General features: G+C 62.2%; 10 protein-coding genes. 3 read left to right on the top strand and 7 right to left on the bottom strand.

Features of this window, described 5'->3' with window-relative positions:
* Positions 1–33: 33 nt before the first annotated feature.
* Complete coding sequence (locus ONB52_14370) at positions 34–3,084, bottom strand: Ig-like domain-containing protein (GenBank protein MDZ7417319.1); 3,051 nt, start codon at positions 3,082–3,084, stop codon at positions 34–36.
* A gap of 730 nt (positions 3,085–3,814) precedes the next feature.
* Here ONB52_14370 and ONB52_14365 point away from each other — a divergent pair.
* Complete coding sequence (locus ONB52_14365) at positions 3,815–5,164, top strand: DUF4809 family protein (GenBank protein ID MDZ7417318.1); 1,350 nt, start codon at positions 3,815–3,817, stop codon at positions 5,162–5,164.
* A gap of 147 nt (positions 5,165–5,311) precedes the next feature.
* Here ONB52_14365 and ONB52_14360 read toward each other — a convergent pair whose 3' ends face one another.
* The 6 genes from ONB52_14360 to ONB52_14335 form a co-directional block, all read right to left on the bottom strand.
* Positions 5,312–6,847 carry a metallophosphoesterase gene (locus ONB52_14360; protein ID MDZ7417317.1) on the bottom strand — a complete coding sequence of 512 codons (1,536 nt, stop codon included), beginning with the start codon at positions 6,845–6,847 and terminating at the stop codon, positions 5,312–5,314.
* A gap of 497 nt (positions 6,848–7,344) precedes the next feature.
* Positions 7,345–10,419 carry a YiiX/YebB-like N1pC/P60 family cysteine hydrolase gene (locus ONB52_14355; protein ID MDZ7417316.1) on the bottom strand — a complete coding sequence of 1,025 codons (3,075 nt, stop codon included), beginning with the start codon at positions 10,417–10,419 and terminating at the stop codon, positions 7,345–7,347.
* 16 nt (positions 10,420–10,435) lie between these two features.
* A complete protein-coding gene (locus ONB52_14350) occupies positions 10,436–11,233 on the bottom strand; it encodes a hypothetical protein (protein ID MDZ7417315.1) in 798 nt (265 codons plus the stop codon).
* Entirely contained in the window at positions 11,230–13,056 is a 1,827-nt protein-coding gene (locus tag ONB52_14345; protein MDZ7417314.1) for a M3 family oligoendopeptidase, read from the bottom strand. Before ONB52_14345 ends, ONB52_14350 begins: the two co-directional genes overlap by 4 nt.
* A gap of 184 nt (positions 13,057–13,240) precedes the next feature.
* Complete coding sequence (locus ONB52_14340) at positions 13,241–13,711, bottom strand: nuclear transport factor 2 family protein (protein ID MDZ7417313.1); 471 nt, start codon at positions 13,709–13,711, stop codon at positions 13,241–13,243.
* Between the two features lie 409 nt (positions 13,712–14,120).
* Complete coding sequence (locus ONB52_14335) at positions 14,121–15,218, bottom strand: beta-lactamase family protein (GenBank protein MDZ7417312.1); 1,098 nt, start codon at positions 15,216–15,218, stop codon at positions 14,121–14,123.
* Between the two features lie 339 nt (positions 15,219–15,557).
* On the opposite strand from ONB52_14335, the gene ONB52_14330 reads away from it, so the two are divergent.
* Together ONB52_14330 and ONB52_14325 are read left to right on the top strand one after the other, a co-directional pair.
* Entirely contained in the window at positions 15,558–16,106 is a 549-nt protein-coding gene (locus tag ONB52_14330; protein MDZ7417311.1) for a DUF4416 family protein, read from the top strand.
* 24 nt (positions 16,107–16,130) lie between these two features.
* Positions 16,131–17,345 (top strand): ribonuclease H-like domain-containing protein, encoded by a 1,215-nt coding sequence (locus ONB52_14325; protein ID MDZ7417310.1) that lies wholly within the window; start codon positions 16,131–16,133, stop codon positions 17,343–17,345.
* The last annotated feature ends 71 nt before the right edge of the window (positions 17,346–17,416 follow it).

Here is a 17,416-nt window from a genome sequence, read left to right as displayed (position 1 = left end):
CCCGCCCGGACGCCTTGCATCTCCGGGCGGGGCTCATTGCAACAGCAGCAGCTTCCGTGTCGCGGTGAAAATTTCACCGCGGTGGTGCAGCCGCGCCTGCAGGCGATACAGATAAACCCCGGAATGCACCAATTGCCCCGCTTGGTCACGGCCGTCCCAGCGCAACACGTGTGCGCCTGCCGGTCTCTCCTCCTCCGCCAACACTCTCACCAGCCTGCCGTTCATGTCATACAATTCCAGCCGCACCAGCGCCGCTTCGGGCAAGTCAAAAGGAATGTTGGTTTCCGGATTGAAGGGATTGGGCTGATTCTGCCACAAGGCAAATTGCACCGGCACATGACCGGCAGCCGGCTCCTCCACTGCCGTGATCAACGCCAGCGCCGTGAAGGTGAGCACCGGTGCGGCCAGGCCGGGCACACTGACGTTGAGGCGGTTGAAGCCCAATGACGGCCCCAACCGCCAGCGTGCTTGTGCGATGCCATTGCTGTCCGAGAACACGAGGCCACTGCCGTTGGCGAGAATACTGCCGCCGCCCGCCGTCACCTCGAATTTCACCGCCGTGGGCTGCGGGGGATTGCCGAGTTTGTCGTGCAGGCGCACCGCCACCGGCAGCGCCAGCAGTTGATTGATCGCACCGCTTTGTTGATCTCCTCCTGCCTTCTCAAACGACACCGCCGGCAACGCCACAAACTCCACCTGCACGCTGTCCGCCAGTTTCAATGCCGGTGACCGCAGATAGGCCGCCACCGTTTTGCGACCGGCACGCCACGAACGCAGTCGGAACACCGCTGTGCCATTGGCATCCGTCAGCCCGCTGGCGGGCGCAAGCAGGTTGTGCTGCCCGGACACCGTCACGCGCACCGCCTGGCCGCTGACGAGTTGGTTGAGTTCATTGCGCAGCGTCACGGTGATCGTTGCCACCGCCTGACTGTCGGCCGGCAGGCCGGTTTGCGGGCTCACGCTGAGATGTGAGAGCGTGGGACTGATCACTACTGGTTTGGCCGTGGCATGAAAGGCGAGTGGCGAATGCCGCAGCTTCACGCCTTTGAATTCCGCCCTGGCGTTGACCTGCTGGCTGCCGGCGAGTTTGCCCAGCGTCCACCTCACGCGCGCCACGCCGCTGGAATCGGTGCGCACGCGGACTTGGGTGGTGTCATGGTTGAGCCTGCCGCCGCCGGAGACAATGCGAAAGGTGACGCTGAAATTCCCGGCTGGCAGGCCGTTGGCGTCGAACACCTGCACGCTGAGCGGCTCCGGCAACGTCGTGCCCGCGAAAGCGGTTTGCTGGTCCCCGCCGGCAACAGCCATCGAATCCGGCGCTGCCGTTTTGATGAGAAATTGCACTGCCGGTGTGGTGCTGGCCGCCGGCGAGGCGACAACCACCGTGGAGTCACCGTACACCTCACCCGCCAGGCACGTCGCCGTCGCGGTACCGTTGGCATCGGTCACGGTTTGCACCATGGTCTGGCCATTGGCGAAGTGTCCGCCGCCGGTGAGAATGGCAAACTGTACTGCGTGGCCGACAATGCCATTGCCAAAATCATCGCTGAAGCGTGCCACCAGCGGGGCGGAAGGCTGGCCGGCGGAGACCATCTGCCGGGCGCCGCTGACAATGCTGGCCTGCGTCAGACTGCCCGTGGTGGCAGTGACCACGCAGCGTGCGGGTGAACCGCTCAAGCCGTCGGCGCGAATCTCGACTTCGTTGGTGCCGGGGGTGGGGCCGAGCGTCCAGGTGGTGCGGGCATAGCCCTGGGCATCGGTCAAAACCGTGCGCCTGGCCTGGCCCTGCAGATTGCCATTGCCGGCAATGACCGTGAACTGCACGGCGAAGCCGCTGACCGGCGCACCAAAGCGGTCGGTCACCTGCACGCCCAGCGGCTGCGGCAGAGTCTGGCCTGCTTCCCCGTTTTGATGGCAGCCAGCGGCGAGCAGCAGTTTGCTGGCTATGCCGTCACCGCGCGTGCGCAATTGGGCAACGTTGGAGAGGCCGCCGGCCCGGCCGGTTTCATCGAAGGCGCGCAGCGCGACGTAGTAGGTTTGATAAGGCAGCAAACCCTCCAGGCGCACGCGTTGCACCTCGCCGCCACGGTTGGGCACCGGTGGAGTCGGCAGCAATTGTGCGGCGGAAAAGTTCCCGCTGGTGATGGGCGCGGTCGAATAGCGAATTTCATAGCGTTCGGCTTGGCCGTCCCAATTGTTGTCGCCGGGTGCGCGCCATTCGAGGGTGAGCGCGGAGGAGGTGCTGTCCACGCCGTGCAAATCCGTCACTGCCGCCGGCGCAATTTGATCGACTTGCAGCCAGGAGACGGTAAAGTCATCGACTTGGTTGTTGAGCTGCTCGCCGTGAATGAACACTCCCACATACCACCGATTGTTGAGGGCAAATTCCTTGCTGGTGTCCGCGCAGGTGGCGTCGAGACGGTCATTGACGTAGTAATCAAAATAGACGGCCTCGGGACGATTGCGAATGACGGCTTTTACCACGTCACCTGCTTTGGGGTTGGGAACTTTTGCCTGCTGTTGGTCGACACGCTTGCCCTGTCGCCAGGTGTATTCCCAGGTGCCATAGCGAATAATCCACAGCCAGACTTCGTGCCAGTTGGTGCGGTGCCACAGCCAGTAACCGCTGCCGATGGTGGCGAGAGTGTCGATCATCAAGGCATGCGCCCCCTCTTTGATGCCGATGGAATCCGCCTGCCGGCCCCAGCGATAGGAAACCGAGTACACGTTCAGGCCGGGTTTGTTGAACACCGGCTCGAACAGTGCCAGATAGCGCCAGCCGTAGATGGCCGCGGGCGTGAGCACCAGTTCGCCGTCTTTGATCGCCCAGTAACGTTTGTCATAGGTCCAATGCTCGCCGATTTCCGGCCGGTTGAAATCATCGCTGACGTGGATGGTATCCACGCTGTTGTGGCTGGTCGCCCAGCGCACCGTCACCGCCTCGGGCAGTTGCATGGCCTGCCGCAGGGAATCGACGTGAGGTGCGGGTAAAGTTTGGGATAACAGGGCGGGTGCTGCCGGCAGAAAACCCAGGCTGAACAGAATTGCCCGGCGGCAGGCGCCGCGCCAGACCTCGTGAAACATACGTGTTTCCCTCTCTTGTAAAAACTGGTGGCCTCAGAGGTCAACCCGCAAGCTTCAACCTGTCGGGCAGGATGAATCTCAGAACGCGGGCTTTCCGCCTGGATTGCAGACAGGAGTTCTGCGTTGCAAGTGCATGGCGCAGTCTGCCCGTCTGCAGGCAGACAAAAAGCCTGCGTCAGGGGCAGGTGATGTTGATTAAATCGAGATGAATGATTAAGATTAAAGAGGAATCAGAGTCCCTTGACTCCCGGAAGGCATGATCTCGCGGCGGTGCTTCCCGTCAAACTCTCCGTGGCAAAGCCGGATGAGCCGCCGGCGATGGGCGCGGCAAATCGCAAATGCTGCGCCACCTCGCTCCCCCCGCACCTCTTCATCCCCCTTCTCTTCTTTTTCCTGCCACCGCGGTGTTTGCCAGTTGATTTCATGGCAATTGCCGTCCCCGCAAACAACCCCCCAGGCACACCCCAGCCGGCGCGACGCGCACCACCTGCGTCTCTTTTGAGACATTGCACGGTTTGGGAACGGTCTGTCCGCAAAACTGACTTGTGACAAAAATGTCATGAGAAATCGGAGATCTGGCGGCATCTATTTTGTTGGCCGGAGAAAAACACTGCGACATTGGTCTCGTTGTCTCTGCGGAGGGCTGCTTCGCCGTGGCGCATTCAAATTTGTCCGGCCTTGTCCAACCCACATTTTCACAAACAATTCTCAATGTAAAGGTATGACCACCATGGCCCACACCAAAGATCTTATCCCGGCCTCCAAAATCCCCTGCTGCCCTGACCTGGAAACCGAACCGGTGTGCGATGTGATGCGCTTTGCCTACCGCCTCACGCGCAACACGGAGGTGATCGTCAATGACCGCCGGCTGATCGTGCCGGTGGAAGTGACCCTGCGCGCCCGCTTCGAACGCTGCGACGGCCCGCTCGCGCTCGGCGATTTGGTGTATTCCACCACGCTGCTGCCCGGCGAAAAAGTGAGACTGTTCTCACAGGATCGCCGCACACGTTTCAGTTTCGACAGCGAGAGCAAGCTGAGCTATCGTCACACCCAGATGGCGGAATCACGCGTTTACATGAACATGGTGGCGCAATCGATGAACGACGTCAGCGTCAACCAGAACGCCACCGACACCCATCAATCGCAGGGCGCCTTCGAAGGTCACGCCGATGCCGGTCTGACTTCGCTGTGGGGCGGGGAGGCCAATGCCAGCGGCTCCTACAATGCCAGTTCGATCAACACCTTTGCGCAGGAATTGAAGCGCCACGCGCAAGCCTCGCATTCCCGTTCGGAGCTGGCCACCCGCGCCGCCAGTTCGGTTTCGATCGGGGAAGTCTCCAATCGCACTCACAGTGAGGGCGAAACGCAGGATCATTTCGAATCGGCCTCGCGCGAGTTCTCCAACCCCAACCGCTGCCGCGCCATTACTTTTTTGTTTTATCAGATCAACCGTATCCAAACGGTGAAATTCGAGATCGAGGCCATCACCCGCCGTGTCATCGATCCGTTGGACAACAGCCGCGTCAGCCCCAACCTGCCCATTCCGCGCACCGGCGTGACCGCTCTGCCGGAGAGCGTGCGCGCCACCGACGCCAAACGGCTGGAGCTCGAAAACGCGGCGCGGGCCAGTGTGTTGGCCGAGCGCAACTTCGCCTTCGAGTTTCGCGGGCAGCGTACCGCCGGTTTCGCGAGCCGGGCGACAGTTTTGGCAGCCACCCTGCCGGCGGAAGAACCGTTCAGCCCGGAAGTCCGCGCCCAGGCGTTGCAACAAGTCGATCAGGAATTGGTGAAAGAAGGTTTGTTGGACAAAGTGGGTGGTGACATTGCGCCGGAAGCCAAGCTCCAGCTTTCCTTCGAATCGCGCTCTTCGCTGCCGACCCCCGGCGTGATCGTCAAGGGCTGTTTGGATGAGTGCGACATTTGCGAGCCGGCGGTCGAGCGCGAGATTCAGCTCTCGCTCGAACGCAAGCGCCTGGAGAACGAGCTGCTCAAGAAGCAGATCGAGCTGCTGGAGAAATCGCGGGAATATCGCTGCTGCCCGGCGGGCGAGAAGGAAAAGTCCGGAGACGACGATGAATAAACCGGCGCCGGCACGTGCGGCAGCCTGCGCCGTGGCGGCGGCGTTTTACCGGAGAAAAAGCAAAAGGCTCGCCACCCGAATCTTCGGGCCGCGAGCCTTTTTGTGTGTTGAGGAGGATGGGGCGTTGTGTCGAAAGTCTGCGACCGGTCAGGGGAGCACCAACACCTTGGCCGAATGCGCGCGGTTGCCGGCCTGTACACGATAGAAGTAAACACCGCGGGCTGCAACCCGGCCGTTGGCATCGCGGCCATCCCAGCGCAGTTCATGTTCGCCTGCGGCACGGATCTCGCCGTTGCTCAGACGCGCCAGCTCACGGCCGAGCATGTCGTACACCGCGGCATGCACCGGTGCCGGGCTGGTGATGCTGAAGCGAATGTGCAATCCCGCTCCCGGCGCGCTGGCGTGAAAGGGATTGGGGTAATGAATCGCGAACCGGCCGGGCGTGATCGCCTCGTCGTCGACCGCCACCAGCGTGGGCCGGCCGCTGCCGCTCTTGAGCATGACGAAACGATCCTTCCGTTCGCCCTTGTCGTTGAGCCATTCACCGATCAACGTATCGCCGTTGATGTAAATGCTCTCGAAGCCGGTGACGTTGCCGAGCTGAAAACCCATGAGCGGGTGCGGATCGACGCCGCCGGTTTTGCCGCCCGCGCCGGAGACGACATAGATCGTGCCGGGTTTGAACCCGTCCTTGGGATAGCGGTTCAGATCCCTGTTCACAATGCGGTGGTTGCTGAGCAGAAACGAACGCTCGGCGACATGGGAATGGCCGCACAGCACCAGATCGACGCCGTATTCGTCCATGATCGGCACGAAATATTTCTGGATATCCTGGTCATCGCCGTGCGTGCCGGCGCTGTAGGGCGGCTTGTGCCACATCACAATCAGCCATTGCTGGCCGCGACTTTGGGCGTCCGCCAGATCCCTCCTCACCCAGTCCAGTTGCTGTTGCAGGTTGTTGCCGGAGAAATGCAGCTCATCATCGAGCGAGACCATGTGGGCGTTGGCGTAGTCGAAGGAATAATAATTTTCGACCTTTCGTGGATTGTTGGCCGGTGTTTCGAAGAATTCGAAATAAGCGGCACCGTTGTTGGATTTGATGTCGTGATTGCCCAGCGTCGGCCACCAGGCGCTGTGGCGGATGATGTCCTGATACACCGGGAAGTAGTTGACCAAATATTTGTCGCGCGCGCCGCTGCTGTAGATGATGTCGCCCAGCAGCAGGGCGAACTGATGGCGGGGATCCTGCTTGAGCAGTTGTGCCGCGGTGGCCTGTTGCGTGTCGGAGCCGTCGCCGAAATCGCCAAAGGCAAAAAAGCGGAACGGCACGCGCGCGCCCGGCTTGGGATGGGTGCGGAAGAAATAGGCCTCACCACCGGCAAAAACAGTGTTGTCGGAGCCGACCTCATAAAAATATTTGGTGTTGGAATTGAGATTGGTGAGCTCGACACGATGGAGCGTGCCGGCTGGTGTCCGCAACGTGTTGAGCCATTGCCCCATCTCCCGGCCATAGCGCAAAAACCCCGGCTGGCTCTCGCTGGTGTACCAAATCACCACGGCTTTGCTCGTGGAAGTATTTTGCACATAAGGCCGGATTTCGAATTGTGCCTGTAACGGAAAAGAGAAACACAGCAGCAAGAAGGTGACGGGCCATCCTGCCCGCGCCAATGGGCGGGAAAACATGGTGAAATCCTTTCAACGAAGGTGACGATGAAGGAGCCTGCCGGGCTGGCTCGCCTCGCCGCCGTGATTCCTTGTATTACAAATTCGGCGGCAATTACCATCATGACAGCCAGCGCTTGTGCTAATTCCCTGTGGAATGGTGACTGACGACCGGGCTGACGCCGGTCATCTGCTGGTTGGGCAAGCCCTGTGCCGTCCGGCAACCTGTTTCTGCAATGTGATTCTGCAACGGTCTGGCCATTGCCTGACAATTTTCGCGAAGTGCTCACCCTTGGCGTTGCGTACCCTTCGGCCCAGCCGGAGGGAACGTTTTCCGACAAGCACCAATTCAGGCTTGCCGAATATTCGCAAGAGAGGGGGAAGTGTTTGGCAGGACAGGAGGGCGGAAGGTGACTGAGTGGTGTCAATTCCCCTGAAAAGGATGGCCCGGCGGGCACGCCCTCCAGCAAAGCATTGCTTCCCCCCACTTCGCATCCCACTTTCACGAAGGGCAACGCTCAATCATTCAGCGACCATTCATACTGCACACGCACCCGCCGCTCACTGTGCACGCGGCCGCGGCGGAAAAGTGCATGATCCTCCCGCACCGAAAAGGTGAGACGGTGACGGGTGGGGCGATACAAATTCGAACCGGTCAACTCCAGGCCGAAGCGCCAGTCGCGCATTTCCGGCCAGGCGGCCGATCGCCCTGTTCGCCGTGCCGCCAGCTCTCCCAGCCGCTCGCCCAGGCTGCCTTCGGCAAAAGCGCGGAAAGCGCCGAGAGTGCATTGCAGCCGCGCGCCATAATGAAAATTCACCAGCGCACCGGCGCGCCGGCCGTGATAAAAATCCCACGCGCCCAATTCCACCCGCATCATTTCTCCCAAATAGAGGCCGCCCCGGTAATGGCCATTGCCAAGACGAACCAGATGCAGCGCCGTGGTCAGCGGACCTTTGTCACCACCCGCCGCCAGCGCGAAGGGCACAAAAGTGGTGGCATAAGCGGATTTGTGCCAGTGCAGCGCCTGCAGTGCCAAATGGCCGCCGTGCGTGTAGTTTTTTTGCAGACGCGCCAGGCTGGCGCCACCCTGCCACCGTTGACGCTCCCGGCCGCGATCGTCGAACAGCAGCAGCTCGACTGGCAGAAAGGTGTAGTGCTGGGTGAAACCCAGGCCCACACGCGGCGCTTCATGGTTGCCCGCCAGACGCAAACCGATACCGCGACCGAAGGCCTGGTCTTGTTGCAGCGTGGCAGCCCCGAACACCGCCAATGCCAAACGTGCGGGACCGCCGAGCAGGTTGAGATAATCCGGTCGATAGGCGGCACCGGCCTGCCAGGAGGCAAAGTCATCCGCGAGCAGCCGTGCCATCTCTGCCGGCGCCAGGCCGGCACTGTCGCGCCGCGCGTATTGCAGCAACGCGCGCGTCTGCCGGGCAGCAAGCCCGGCCGCACTGGCACCCGCCGCGCGCGCGTGCGCGAGCTCCTCCGCAAGTGCGATATAGAAATTCACGCGCCGCCGCTGTACCGCACGCCCCTCGGCCGGGGGCTGCCAGCGCACCGTGGCAGGCACCGGCAGACGCCGCAGGCGCTCGCTCTCCCGCGCCCGCCACCGCGCAGCGGAATCCTGCAACGCCGTCCACTCCCGTCGCTCACGATCGCTCAGGAGTTGCAAGCCGCCCTGCTGCTCACGAACATGGGCCATAAAGGCGCGCTGCACCAGGGAATCGCTGCGGGCGTGTGCCGCCGGCAGGGGATAGAACGGCATGGCCTGCACCAGCCACTGTTGCAACGCGAAGGGCGGTTGCAACCGCTGACCGGCAAGCGTGGTGGCCACGCCGGCCTGTTGCGCCACGTGATCCGGCGAAATGGTGCGGGAGCCGAGCGAGGTCTCCGTGGCAAAATTCACCTCCACGAAACTGTGATAGATCAGCTCGCTGCACACGATGGCATCGAGGGTGTTGACGTCGAAGCGAAAATCATAGGGCTTGCCATATTGCAACAATGCCAGCGCCAGGAAGCGGGCCAGGGTGTGGCGCGTGCGCTGTTCCGGCCGCAGCCGGACGGCGGCCAAGTCATCGACATGCAGAAAATCTTCGAAGCGGTTGAGCGTAACGCCACCGGTATGAGGGGCCAGGGTCTGACCGTCACGCAACGCCTCGATCACGTTGCCGTGGCGGTCGCGCAGACGGTAAAGCGCCTCGAAAAGCAGGGGATTGAGCGGCCGGCCCTGATAGCTTTCGCCGGCCAGTCGCCGGCGCAGTGCGGCGAGTTGCAGCCATTCCGGTTTGTCCGCCAGGTGCTGCAGGGCAGCCGCACAATCATCGAGTTTGGCTTCGATCTCCACCAGCGGCATGCCGTTGAGCGCCTGCTGCAATTCAGCCGTTTCGAAAATGCCGAGCGCACGCAGGGCCTCATAGCTTTCAAGATAAATGGCGACATGTCCAAAGTATCCCGGAATCAGCTTGTCGGTAATGGCGAAGCGCGTTTTCTCGAAGAGGATGTCACCCGCCTGCAGCGCGGCTGCCAGCTCCTCCACCTTCCCGGGATGAACCGCAGCCGCCGGCTGGTCTGGTGAAGGGTAGTAGCGGTGCATGGCGGGCAGGGCATGGCCGCGCCATTCGCCGATGCCCGCCAGACTGGCGAGGCGGAAGAGAGTGGTGCCCACCAGGTTGCCGAAGAATTGTGAGGCATTGTGCAGCGTGCGGCTGGCCAAATCTGCGCTGGGTGCCCGCAGCGCGGCAACCGCGGCCCACGTTGCTGCCGCGCGTGCCGCTATTTCGTTTTGCCGGGCAATTTGCAACAGTCGCGGATCCGCCAAAAGTGCCTCGAGCTCCGCCAGCAGTGCCGGATCACCGTCCTGCAGGATTCTGCCCGCTGTGCGGCGGCGATGGTGCAACTGTCGCCACCGGCTGCGTGTGCGGCGCTGGCGGCTGGCGTCGAAATAGGCAGCCGTCATGCTTTCGAAGATGCCGTATTGCAGGCCGAAGGCGCGATTGCCCTCATTGAGCCGCTGCTGCAGCGCCAGGGAACTGCCGATGCTCCGGCGCAGCGTGTCGATCATGGCGTACAGCGCGCGATCGGCCGCCAGCAGCAGACGAAGCATCCCGGTGTGCACCAACAACGCCCGGCTGGGCGTGCGCGCCGCCGCCGTGTCGAAACGGCTGGCAAATTGTGACGGTGGCAGTCGGCGGGCGAATTCCCAGTCATCGGAGAAAGTCAGCAAATGCTGATAGCCCTGATTCAGGCCGGCGAGCAACAGCGCCCAGCGCGCCTGCTGTGCGCCGCGCAATTGCCCGCCCTGTGCCTGCCACACACCGATCTCATGCAACAGACGATTGGTGGAATCGGACACGGCCTGCAAAACGGGCAGGAGTTGCCGTGCCGCGGCCGGCCAGGTGGGTTGTGCGTGCAGATCGCTGCCCGGCAGAAGCAGCATGAGCACCAGCGCGCCGGGCAGCAAACCGGGGCGCCGCCGCTGGCGTGTTTTCCCGCGGCGGCAGCAGCCGGGGGCATGAAGCCCCTGCGACTGACCGACCGTGGTTGATTGCCCTGCGACCGCGCATCGTCGCGGTGCCGGTTTGTCGTCAGGCATGGGGCTGATCCCGGATTTATTTGAGGGTGAACAGCGAGCGCTCGACGGCGCGGCCGAGATCGCCGTCGTAAAAGCGGTGCAAATAATCCTCGCTTTCGAAGAGATGCTGCGTTTGCGGCTGCTGACTGCGTGCGATCAGATATTTCAACTCTTCGAGATGGCGTGACCAGCCGGCGCCGTTGAAGAATTCGGCGCCGCTGAATTGCGTCTTGTAGAGCGCGTTGCGGGAATAGCAGCTTCCCAGATAGAGATGCCCGAAGCCCTGTTCGGCGAAGTGCACGACCGCCGTGGTCATCATGTAGATGCCGAGATTGCGGTGATGATAGTCGAGATCGTAGAAGGCGTAATAATACTGCGCCAGGTGCGGCGGCTCGAGAAAAAGCATCACCAAACCGATGTCGCGGCCGGCCGCGGGGTCGCGAAAGATCATGAGGTGTGAAGTGATTTTGGCATGCATCAAATTGTCGAGGCGGGTGGCGGTCATCACGCCGGCACCGAACTTGAGGTCGGCATAGGTCAGGCAGAAGTCCCGCCAGGCGGGGGTGAAGCGGAAGGCGTCGCGCGGCACCAGTTCGTATGCCAGGCCGGCGCCTTTGCGGAGGATGCGGCGGTTTTCCGAGGAGGGGCTGAACCCGGTGAGGGCGACGCGCACGCTGCGGCAGAGATAATAGCGGTCGAGATTCCTGGAAGAGGGCAGGAAGCCGCGGCTGAAGAAATCGCGCGGGGTTTCGCCCGCCTCGGGAAAGGCCCAAATGGCATACGGAAAAATGTAATGCTGATAATCAGGCGGCGTTTCGGAGAACAGGAGTTTCATGGGGCAGGTGTGCCGGATGATTCCGTGAGCAGTGTTTTCAAATCAGCGAGCATGGTCCGCATCACTGCAAAGCCGCTCTCCCAAAACGCCGGCCGGCGCAGATCGAACCCCATTTGTGCCGCCAGCGCTTCCGGTTCCCGGGAGCCGCCGGCCTCCAGCAGGCTGATATAGCGGGGAACGAAGGCGGCGCCCTCTTCTTCGTAGCGGCGAAAGAGCGCCAGCACCAGCAGCGCGCCGAAGGTGTAAGCATAGCAGTAGAAGCGCGTGTGAATGAAATGCGGAATCGCCGACCAGTACCACTTTTGCTCGGGCAGAAAGGCCACCGCCTCGCCATACATCTCCTGGCGGCGTTTCACCCACAGCTCGCACAGTTGTGCGGCGGACAGGCGTTCCCGTGCGCCGGCACGATGGGCATCCAGCTCGAACAGGGTGTAGTAGTTTTGCGTGTGAATGGTGGCAAAGAGATCTTCGAGTTTGCCGGTGAGGACGGTGAGGCGGAACTCGCGGTCGCCAACTTCCTGCAACAGCTTTCGGGTGAGCAGCATCTCGGCAAAAACCGAGGCGGTTTCGGCAGCCACCAGCGGGGGATGATAATTGAACAGCGACTGCCGGCGCCGCGCCAGCAGATCGTGCACCGCATGGCCGAGCTCGTGCGCCAGGGTGTAGACGTTGTCGAGATCATCATTGTAACTCAGCAGCACGTAGGGGTGATGCTGCGGAATCACGCCGTGGCAATAGGCGCCCCCGCGCTTGTGCGGCCGGACTTCGGCGTCGATCCAGCGCCGTGTAAACATCTGCTCCGCCAGCCGGGCGATCTCCGGCGAAAAATCCTCGAACGCGCTGACAATCAGGCGCCGGCCCTCTGCGAACGGCAGCCGTGTGCGCTGCGGCACCACCGGCGCCACCAGATCGCAGCCGCGTGTTTTGGGCAGCTTGAGCAGCCGCGCTTTGAGCGTGTAGTATTCCTGCGCGAGAGGATAATGCGCCGCGGTCACCGCCATCATGGTGTCCACGATTTCCGCTGCCACGCGGTTGCGCAGGTGGGCCGGCGCCATCGGGCCGGGGTAGCCGCGCATCTCGCTTTCAAGCGCATGGTCCTTGATGAGGGCGTTGAAGACATTGCAGAAAATGACGGCGTTGTCGCCGTAGCGGCCGTCATAGGCGCGTTTGACACGTTCGCGCAGCTCCGGATCGGGGTGGCGCAGCAGGTGGCGCATCTCCTCCGCGGTCAGGGTCCGCTCTTGGCCCTCCACTTCAAGCTGCCAGGTGAAGGAAGCGGTGTATTCCGTGAAGAAATTCACCAGCGCCTGCTTGCCGGTGAGATCCTTCTTGTTGATGATCTGCTCCTCTTTTTCGGAGAGCATGTAGGGCTGAAACAGGCGGAGGCCGGTGAGATAATGGCGGTAGTCCGCCAGCTCGGGCTGCGCGATCAGTGCAGTAAAGACCGGTTCCGCCAGTTGCTGCAACTCGAGCTCAAAGAACAAAACCAGGTTTTGCACCTCCGCCTGCACTTCCTGGCATCTGGCATACAGCGCCTTGCCGGCGTCGTTGGCGGTGTCGGCGGAAAAGAAAAGATAGGCATAGGCCTCCGCCCGCAGCACCATCGCCTGAATTTCCTCCAGCTCCATAATGGCGGCCCGCAGCGCGCCGGCGGCAAGGCTGCCGCCCGCCACTTTGCCGTGGTAGTTTTGATGAAAGATGCCGGCGCGTTCGCGCGCGCCCCGGAGAGTTTCGGCGAGACGGGGATCATCCACCCCGTGGTACAGATCCGAAAGATCCCAGCGGATGCCAGCGGCTTGAAGGGGGGAGGAAGTCGAAGTCATGCGTCCCTGCGATTGTAATGCGGCAGCGGCCGGTCGGCTGCCGCTGATTCATGTCTGCTCACGAGTTCCCCGCCCCGGCCGGGCCTTCTTTCAACGCGGGGAACCGTGAACTTCGGCGGCTTCTGCGGCCGCGGCCAGGCGTTGCCGGAACAGACTCCCGGTGGTTCGCGATTGCAAGCGGACACTATTTCTGCTCCTGCTGCCGGATGATTGCCACAATTTGTCTGGCCAGGTGATTGGGAATCGGTATGGACAGATTGTATTGTGCGATCTTCCATTCGCCCGCGCTTTTCACCAGCACGCCGCTGCCGCGGCAGAGGCCGTAGCTTTCGTTGCGCAGCATTTCATCGAACCAGGCGGTTTGCCGGCCGGGTCCGAGTTGAATGTGGCGTCTCTGCACCGTGTAGGTCCAGCCCCGGCCTTGGGCGAAATAGGGCAGGGCAAAGGCCCGGAACTCCGCCAGTGTCCAGCGCTCACCGGGGTCGGTGCCCAGGAAGACGGCATTCGGTGCAAAGTGGCGAAAATAACGGTCGGCGTCGGCCTGCGCGGCGGCGGCATGCAAGTCGTCCAGCACGGCAGCCACACGGCTGCTGTCGTCCGGAGCGGCGAAGATGGAGGGGTGCAGCAGGAACCAAAACGCCAGAATCATCTTCATAGCGTTTCTCCGTTGCCTGAGTCGGTTTTCCCATCCCGGCTGGTGGTATCAGCCTGTGAAGAGTTTGCAGTGCAGGCTTCCCGCCTGCAGTGGTCGGCGGAGAAAATGTCTGCGGATGTTATTCGACCGGCCCTGCGGACGTTGCGGCGGCCTGCCATTCATCAGCAGCCCGCAAGACGCGCGTCTCTGGCGCCCGGCCTCATCGCGTGGCTGCGGACTGTTTCTGCGGCGACAGGGTCTGCAGAAAAACCTGTCTGCGGTGTGATGATAAAAAGCCCTGCTTCGCCTCTCACGGTCGTCCTGCCGGATCTTGTGAGCGAGACGGCATTGTCAAACCCTGCCTGTCGCAGCGCCGCGTGTTGACGGGAGAAATTGAGCCGCCGGGCAATCCCCTGGCCGTCGCTAGTCGCTAGTTGAGTTCCCGCTCCTCGAACTGTCTGGTTTCGTCGTGCAACCCGCGGTTCAAACCGAGATACATGTCGAGAAAAGCCGGCATCAGACCGTTGCTTTCGCTGCAATTCGACAGGAGTGCCATGCCCAGGTTGTGTTCCGGCAGCCACGCGAGTTGGGCGACATAGCCGCGCAAGCCGCCGCTGTGAAAGATCAGCGTGTGTCCGGCGTAATCAAAAATGCGCCAGCCCAGGCCGTAGTGTGCGGCGCGAATGTGGCCGTTCCAGTGTGGCCGGCGGCGTTCGCGCGGGGTGGGCACCAGCGGTTTGGTCACCTGCCGGATCACCGTCGGCGGCAGCACTTCCGGCCGCGCACCCAGCAGCGCGCTCATCCATTTGGCCAAATCCGTGATGCTGGCGTTGACTCCGGCGGCGGCGGGCACCGAATAATACGTGGGTTTGACCTCGAGCACGCGCCAGCCGCGGTGGCGCCGCACGTGTGGCGAGGCATGATTGCGGCTGGCGAGCAGCTCCTCCCGGCTGCTGGAGGCATCGTACATCTCCAGCGGTACGAACAGGCGGGTGAGCAGCAGATGTTCATAGGTGTAGCCGGTGGCCTGGCGCAGCACTTCGCCAATCAGGCCATACATCACGTTTTGATAGGCGTAGCAAGTTCCCACCCCGCAACTGAGGCGCACCTCCTTGATGCGGGAGATGATGCTTTCGAACGGCACCTGGGCCTCGATGAGATGGTCATAGGTGTGCGGCGGCAGCCCGGTGGTATGATTCAGCAGATGTGTGATGGTCAGGGCGCGCGTATTTTGGGCGTCGCGCAGCGAAAAGCGCGGCAGGTATTTGATCACCGGATCCTCCCAGCGCAGTTTGCCTTCCTCGACGAACAGGGCGGTGAGAATGGCGGCGAAACCTTTCGACACCGAGGCAACGCGGAAGACCGTATGGGGATCGATTTTTTCCGGTCGGCCGAACTCGCGCACGCCGAAGGTTTTCAAATAAACGATGTTGCCGCCTTTGACGATGGCGATGGCCGCCCCCGGAATATCAGCCTCCTGCAGGGTCTTGACCACATACTCGTCATATTGGCGGATGATTTCTTGCATCTGCGCCGTACTGTCCGTGCCGGGCACGGCTGACAGTGCAGGCGTCAAAAAAACGAACGAACCAATCAGTATCTTCCCCAAAGTTGAAAGGGCGGTTCTCCTGTTCATGCAATCTCGTGTCCTCGACTGGGATTCCGATCACTTGTTGGGGATGTCCACCGCCAGCCGCACCGCATCCTGCGGACGGGACGGGACAGGGATGGCGCCGCAACCAGCGGCCGGCAGCGGCAGGTGAAGCAAAATTTGGGGCGGCAATGTAGCCATTGGCGCGCTCTCATGCAAGCCCGAAAAAGCCCTTGCTTTCGCGCATGCCAACTTCTATTTTGCGGCATGGTGCCTATGCATGAACCCAGGCCGGTCAAGCTGATTGTCGCGATGTTGTTTGCCCGGGAAGAGTTGCTGCCGGCGGTGCGGCATGAGCTGGTGCAGGCTTTCGGCGAGATCGACTACTGCAGCCCGCGTTTTCCGTTCGACCTCACGGCGTACTACCATGCGGAAATGGGTTCTCCTCTTTACCGCCTCTTCCTCTCGTTTGCGCATCTGGTTTCGCCCCAAACGCTGGCCGGTGCCAAACAGCGCAGCCACGCCCTGGAACAGCGCTTTGCCGAGGCCGGCCGGCGCCGCGTGAATCTCGACCCCGGTTATTTGGATACCGACAAGTTCGTGCTCGCCTCGTGGAAATATCACGGTTACAAAATCTATCTCAGCGACGGCGTGTGGGCCGACCTGACTCTGCACTATGAGAAGGGCCGTTTCACCGCCCTGCCGTGGAGCTTTCCCGATTTTCGCAGCGGTCGCTATGAGCCGGTTTTCCTCCGCATCCGTGAGATTTACAAACAACAACTCCGCGCCCTGGCCGCTCACCGGCCCTCTGCTCCCATCACCTGACGCCACCACCTGCCGCAAGCCCGCATGACCATGAGCCTCAAGGACAAACTGCGCGAGTTGGAGCGCGTGCCGCGTCCCGACAAAACCCCCCCGGCCCCGCCGGCCCCGCCGCTCGAACAACTGCTGGGTGGCAGTGAGCAGGAAGGTTGCTTCGTGGTTGAACGACGCTACCCCCTGCACCAGCCCCATGGCGTGATCACGCTCGCCCGGCTGCGCGAGTTGCCCGGCGCGGTGCTCGGCATCGCGGCGAAGGATGACAGCGTCATGCACCTGACACCCGACAGGGCGTTGTTCCTCGACACTGAGACCACGGGACTGGCGGGCGGCAGCGGCACGCTGGCTTTTCTGGTGGGCGTGGGTTATTTCGAACAGGAAGATTTCGTGGTACGGCAATACTTCCTGCGGCAGCCGCATGAGGAGCGCGCCATGCTGGCGGCGTTGCAGCGTCATCTCGCCGAACGCCACGGCCTGGTCACGTTCAACGGCAAGAGTTTCGACATCCCCCTGCTGCTCACCCGCACCGTGCTGCATCGCCTGCCGATCGATCTCGACGGACAGCCGCATTTCGACGTTCTGCACGCGGCCCGCCGGCTGTGGAAAGCGCGGCTGCAGGATTGCTCGCTCGGCAATCTCGAGACACAGATTTTGGGCGCGCCGCGCCGCGCCGATGTGCCCGGTGCATTGATTCCGCAAATCTATTTCGATTTCGTGCGCACCGGCAGGGCCGGGCAGCTTCCCGAGGTGCTGGCACACAACCGCCGCGACCTTCTGACCACCGCCGCACTGGTGGGCTGCATCGGCCGGCTGGTGCAATCGCCCTTCCAATTTGCCGCCTCGCGCCAGGAGCTGCAACAAGTCGGCCGGCTCTATCGCGAAGCCGGTGAGCTGGAAACCAGCATCAAACTGTTCGAAGAGTTGATTCAACAGCAACCGCACCGCCTCGAGGATCATCTCGCGCTCGGCCTTTGCTACAAAAGCCAGCGCCGCTATGACGACGCCAATCGCGTGTGGCAGCGCCTGATCGAAGACTTTCCTTTTCATCCGTTGCCGTTCATCGAATTCGCCAAGCACCTGGAACACCGCCGCCGCGATTACCGCTCCGCCCATGCCGTGGTGCAACGGGCGTTGCGGGCTCTGGCCCAGATCGAAGAGTTGCACCGCCAGCACCACCTGCTGGCCTACAAGGCAGATTTGGCCCGTCGCGAAGCGCGACTCCGGCGAAAGCAAAAGACACCGTGAACGACGGGGCGGCAGGCACAGGCGTTCGCGGCGGGCCGGCGCTGTTCAGACAGCGCCACTGTTGCCAACTG

This window comes from candidate division KSB1 bacterium, from assembly GCA_034506255.1.
GTDB classification, from domain to species: Bacteria; Zhuqueibacterota; Zhuqueibacteria; order Zhuqueibacterales; family Zhuqueibacteraceae; genus Coneutiohabitans; species Coneutiohabitans thermophilus.
This window is presented reverse-complemented; position numbering and strand designations above follow the sequence as displayed.

What these genes read in the sequence shown, in the direction of transcription:
- ONB52_14365 (MDZ7417318.1), top strand. Translation starts at nt 3,815, where the DNA reads ATGGCCCACACCAAAGATCTTATCCCGGCCTCCAAAATCCCCTGCTGC.
- ONB52_14325 (MDZ7417310.1), top strand. Translation starts at nt 16,131, where the DNA reads ATGACCATGAGCCTCAAGGACAAACTGCGCGAGTTGGAGCGCGTGCCG.
- ONB52_14330 (MDZ7417311.1), top strand. Translation starts at nt 15,558, where the DNA reads ATGCATGAACCCAGGCCGGTCAAGCTGATTGTCGCGATGTTGTTTGCC.
- ONB52_14345 (MDZ7417314.1), bottom strand. Translation starts at nt 13,056, where the DNA reads ATGACTTCGACTTCCTCCCCCCTTCAAGCCGCTGGCATCCGCTGGGAT.
- ONB52_14360 (MDZ7417317.1), bottom strand. Translation starts at nt 6,847, where the DNA reads ATGTTTTCCCGCCCATTGGCGCGGGCAGGATGGCCCGTCACCTTCTTG.
- ONB52_14350 (MDZ7417315.1), bottom strand. Translation starts at nt 11,233, where the DNA reads ATGAAACTCCTGTTCTCCGAAACGCCGCCTGATTATCAGCATTACATT.
- ONB52_14355 (MDZ7417316.1), bottom strand. Translation starts at nt 10,419, where the DNA reads ATGCCTGACGACAAACCGGCACCGCGACGATGCGCGGTCGCAGGGCAA.
- ONB52_14370 (MDZ7417319.1), bottom strand. Translation starts at nt 3,084, where the DNA reads ATGTTTCACGAGGTCTGGCGCGGCGCCTGCCGCCGGGCAATTCTGTTC.
- ONB52_14335 (MDZ7417312.1), bottom strand. Translation starts at nt 15,218, where the DNA reads ATGCAAGAAATCATCCGCCAATATGACGAGTATGTGGTCAAGACCCTG.
- ONB52_14340 (MDZ7417313.1), bottom strand. Translation starts at nt 13,711, where the DNA reads ATGAAGATGATTCTGGCGTTTTGGTTCCTGCTGCACCCCTCCATCTTC.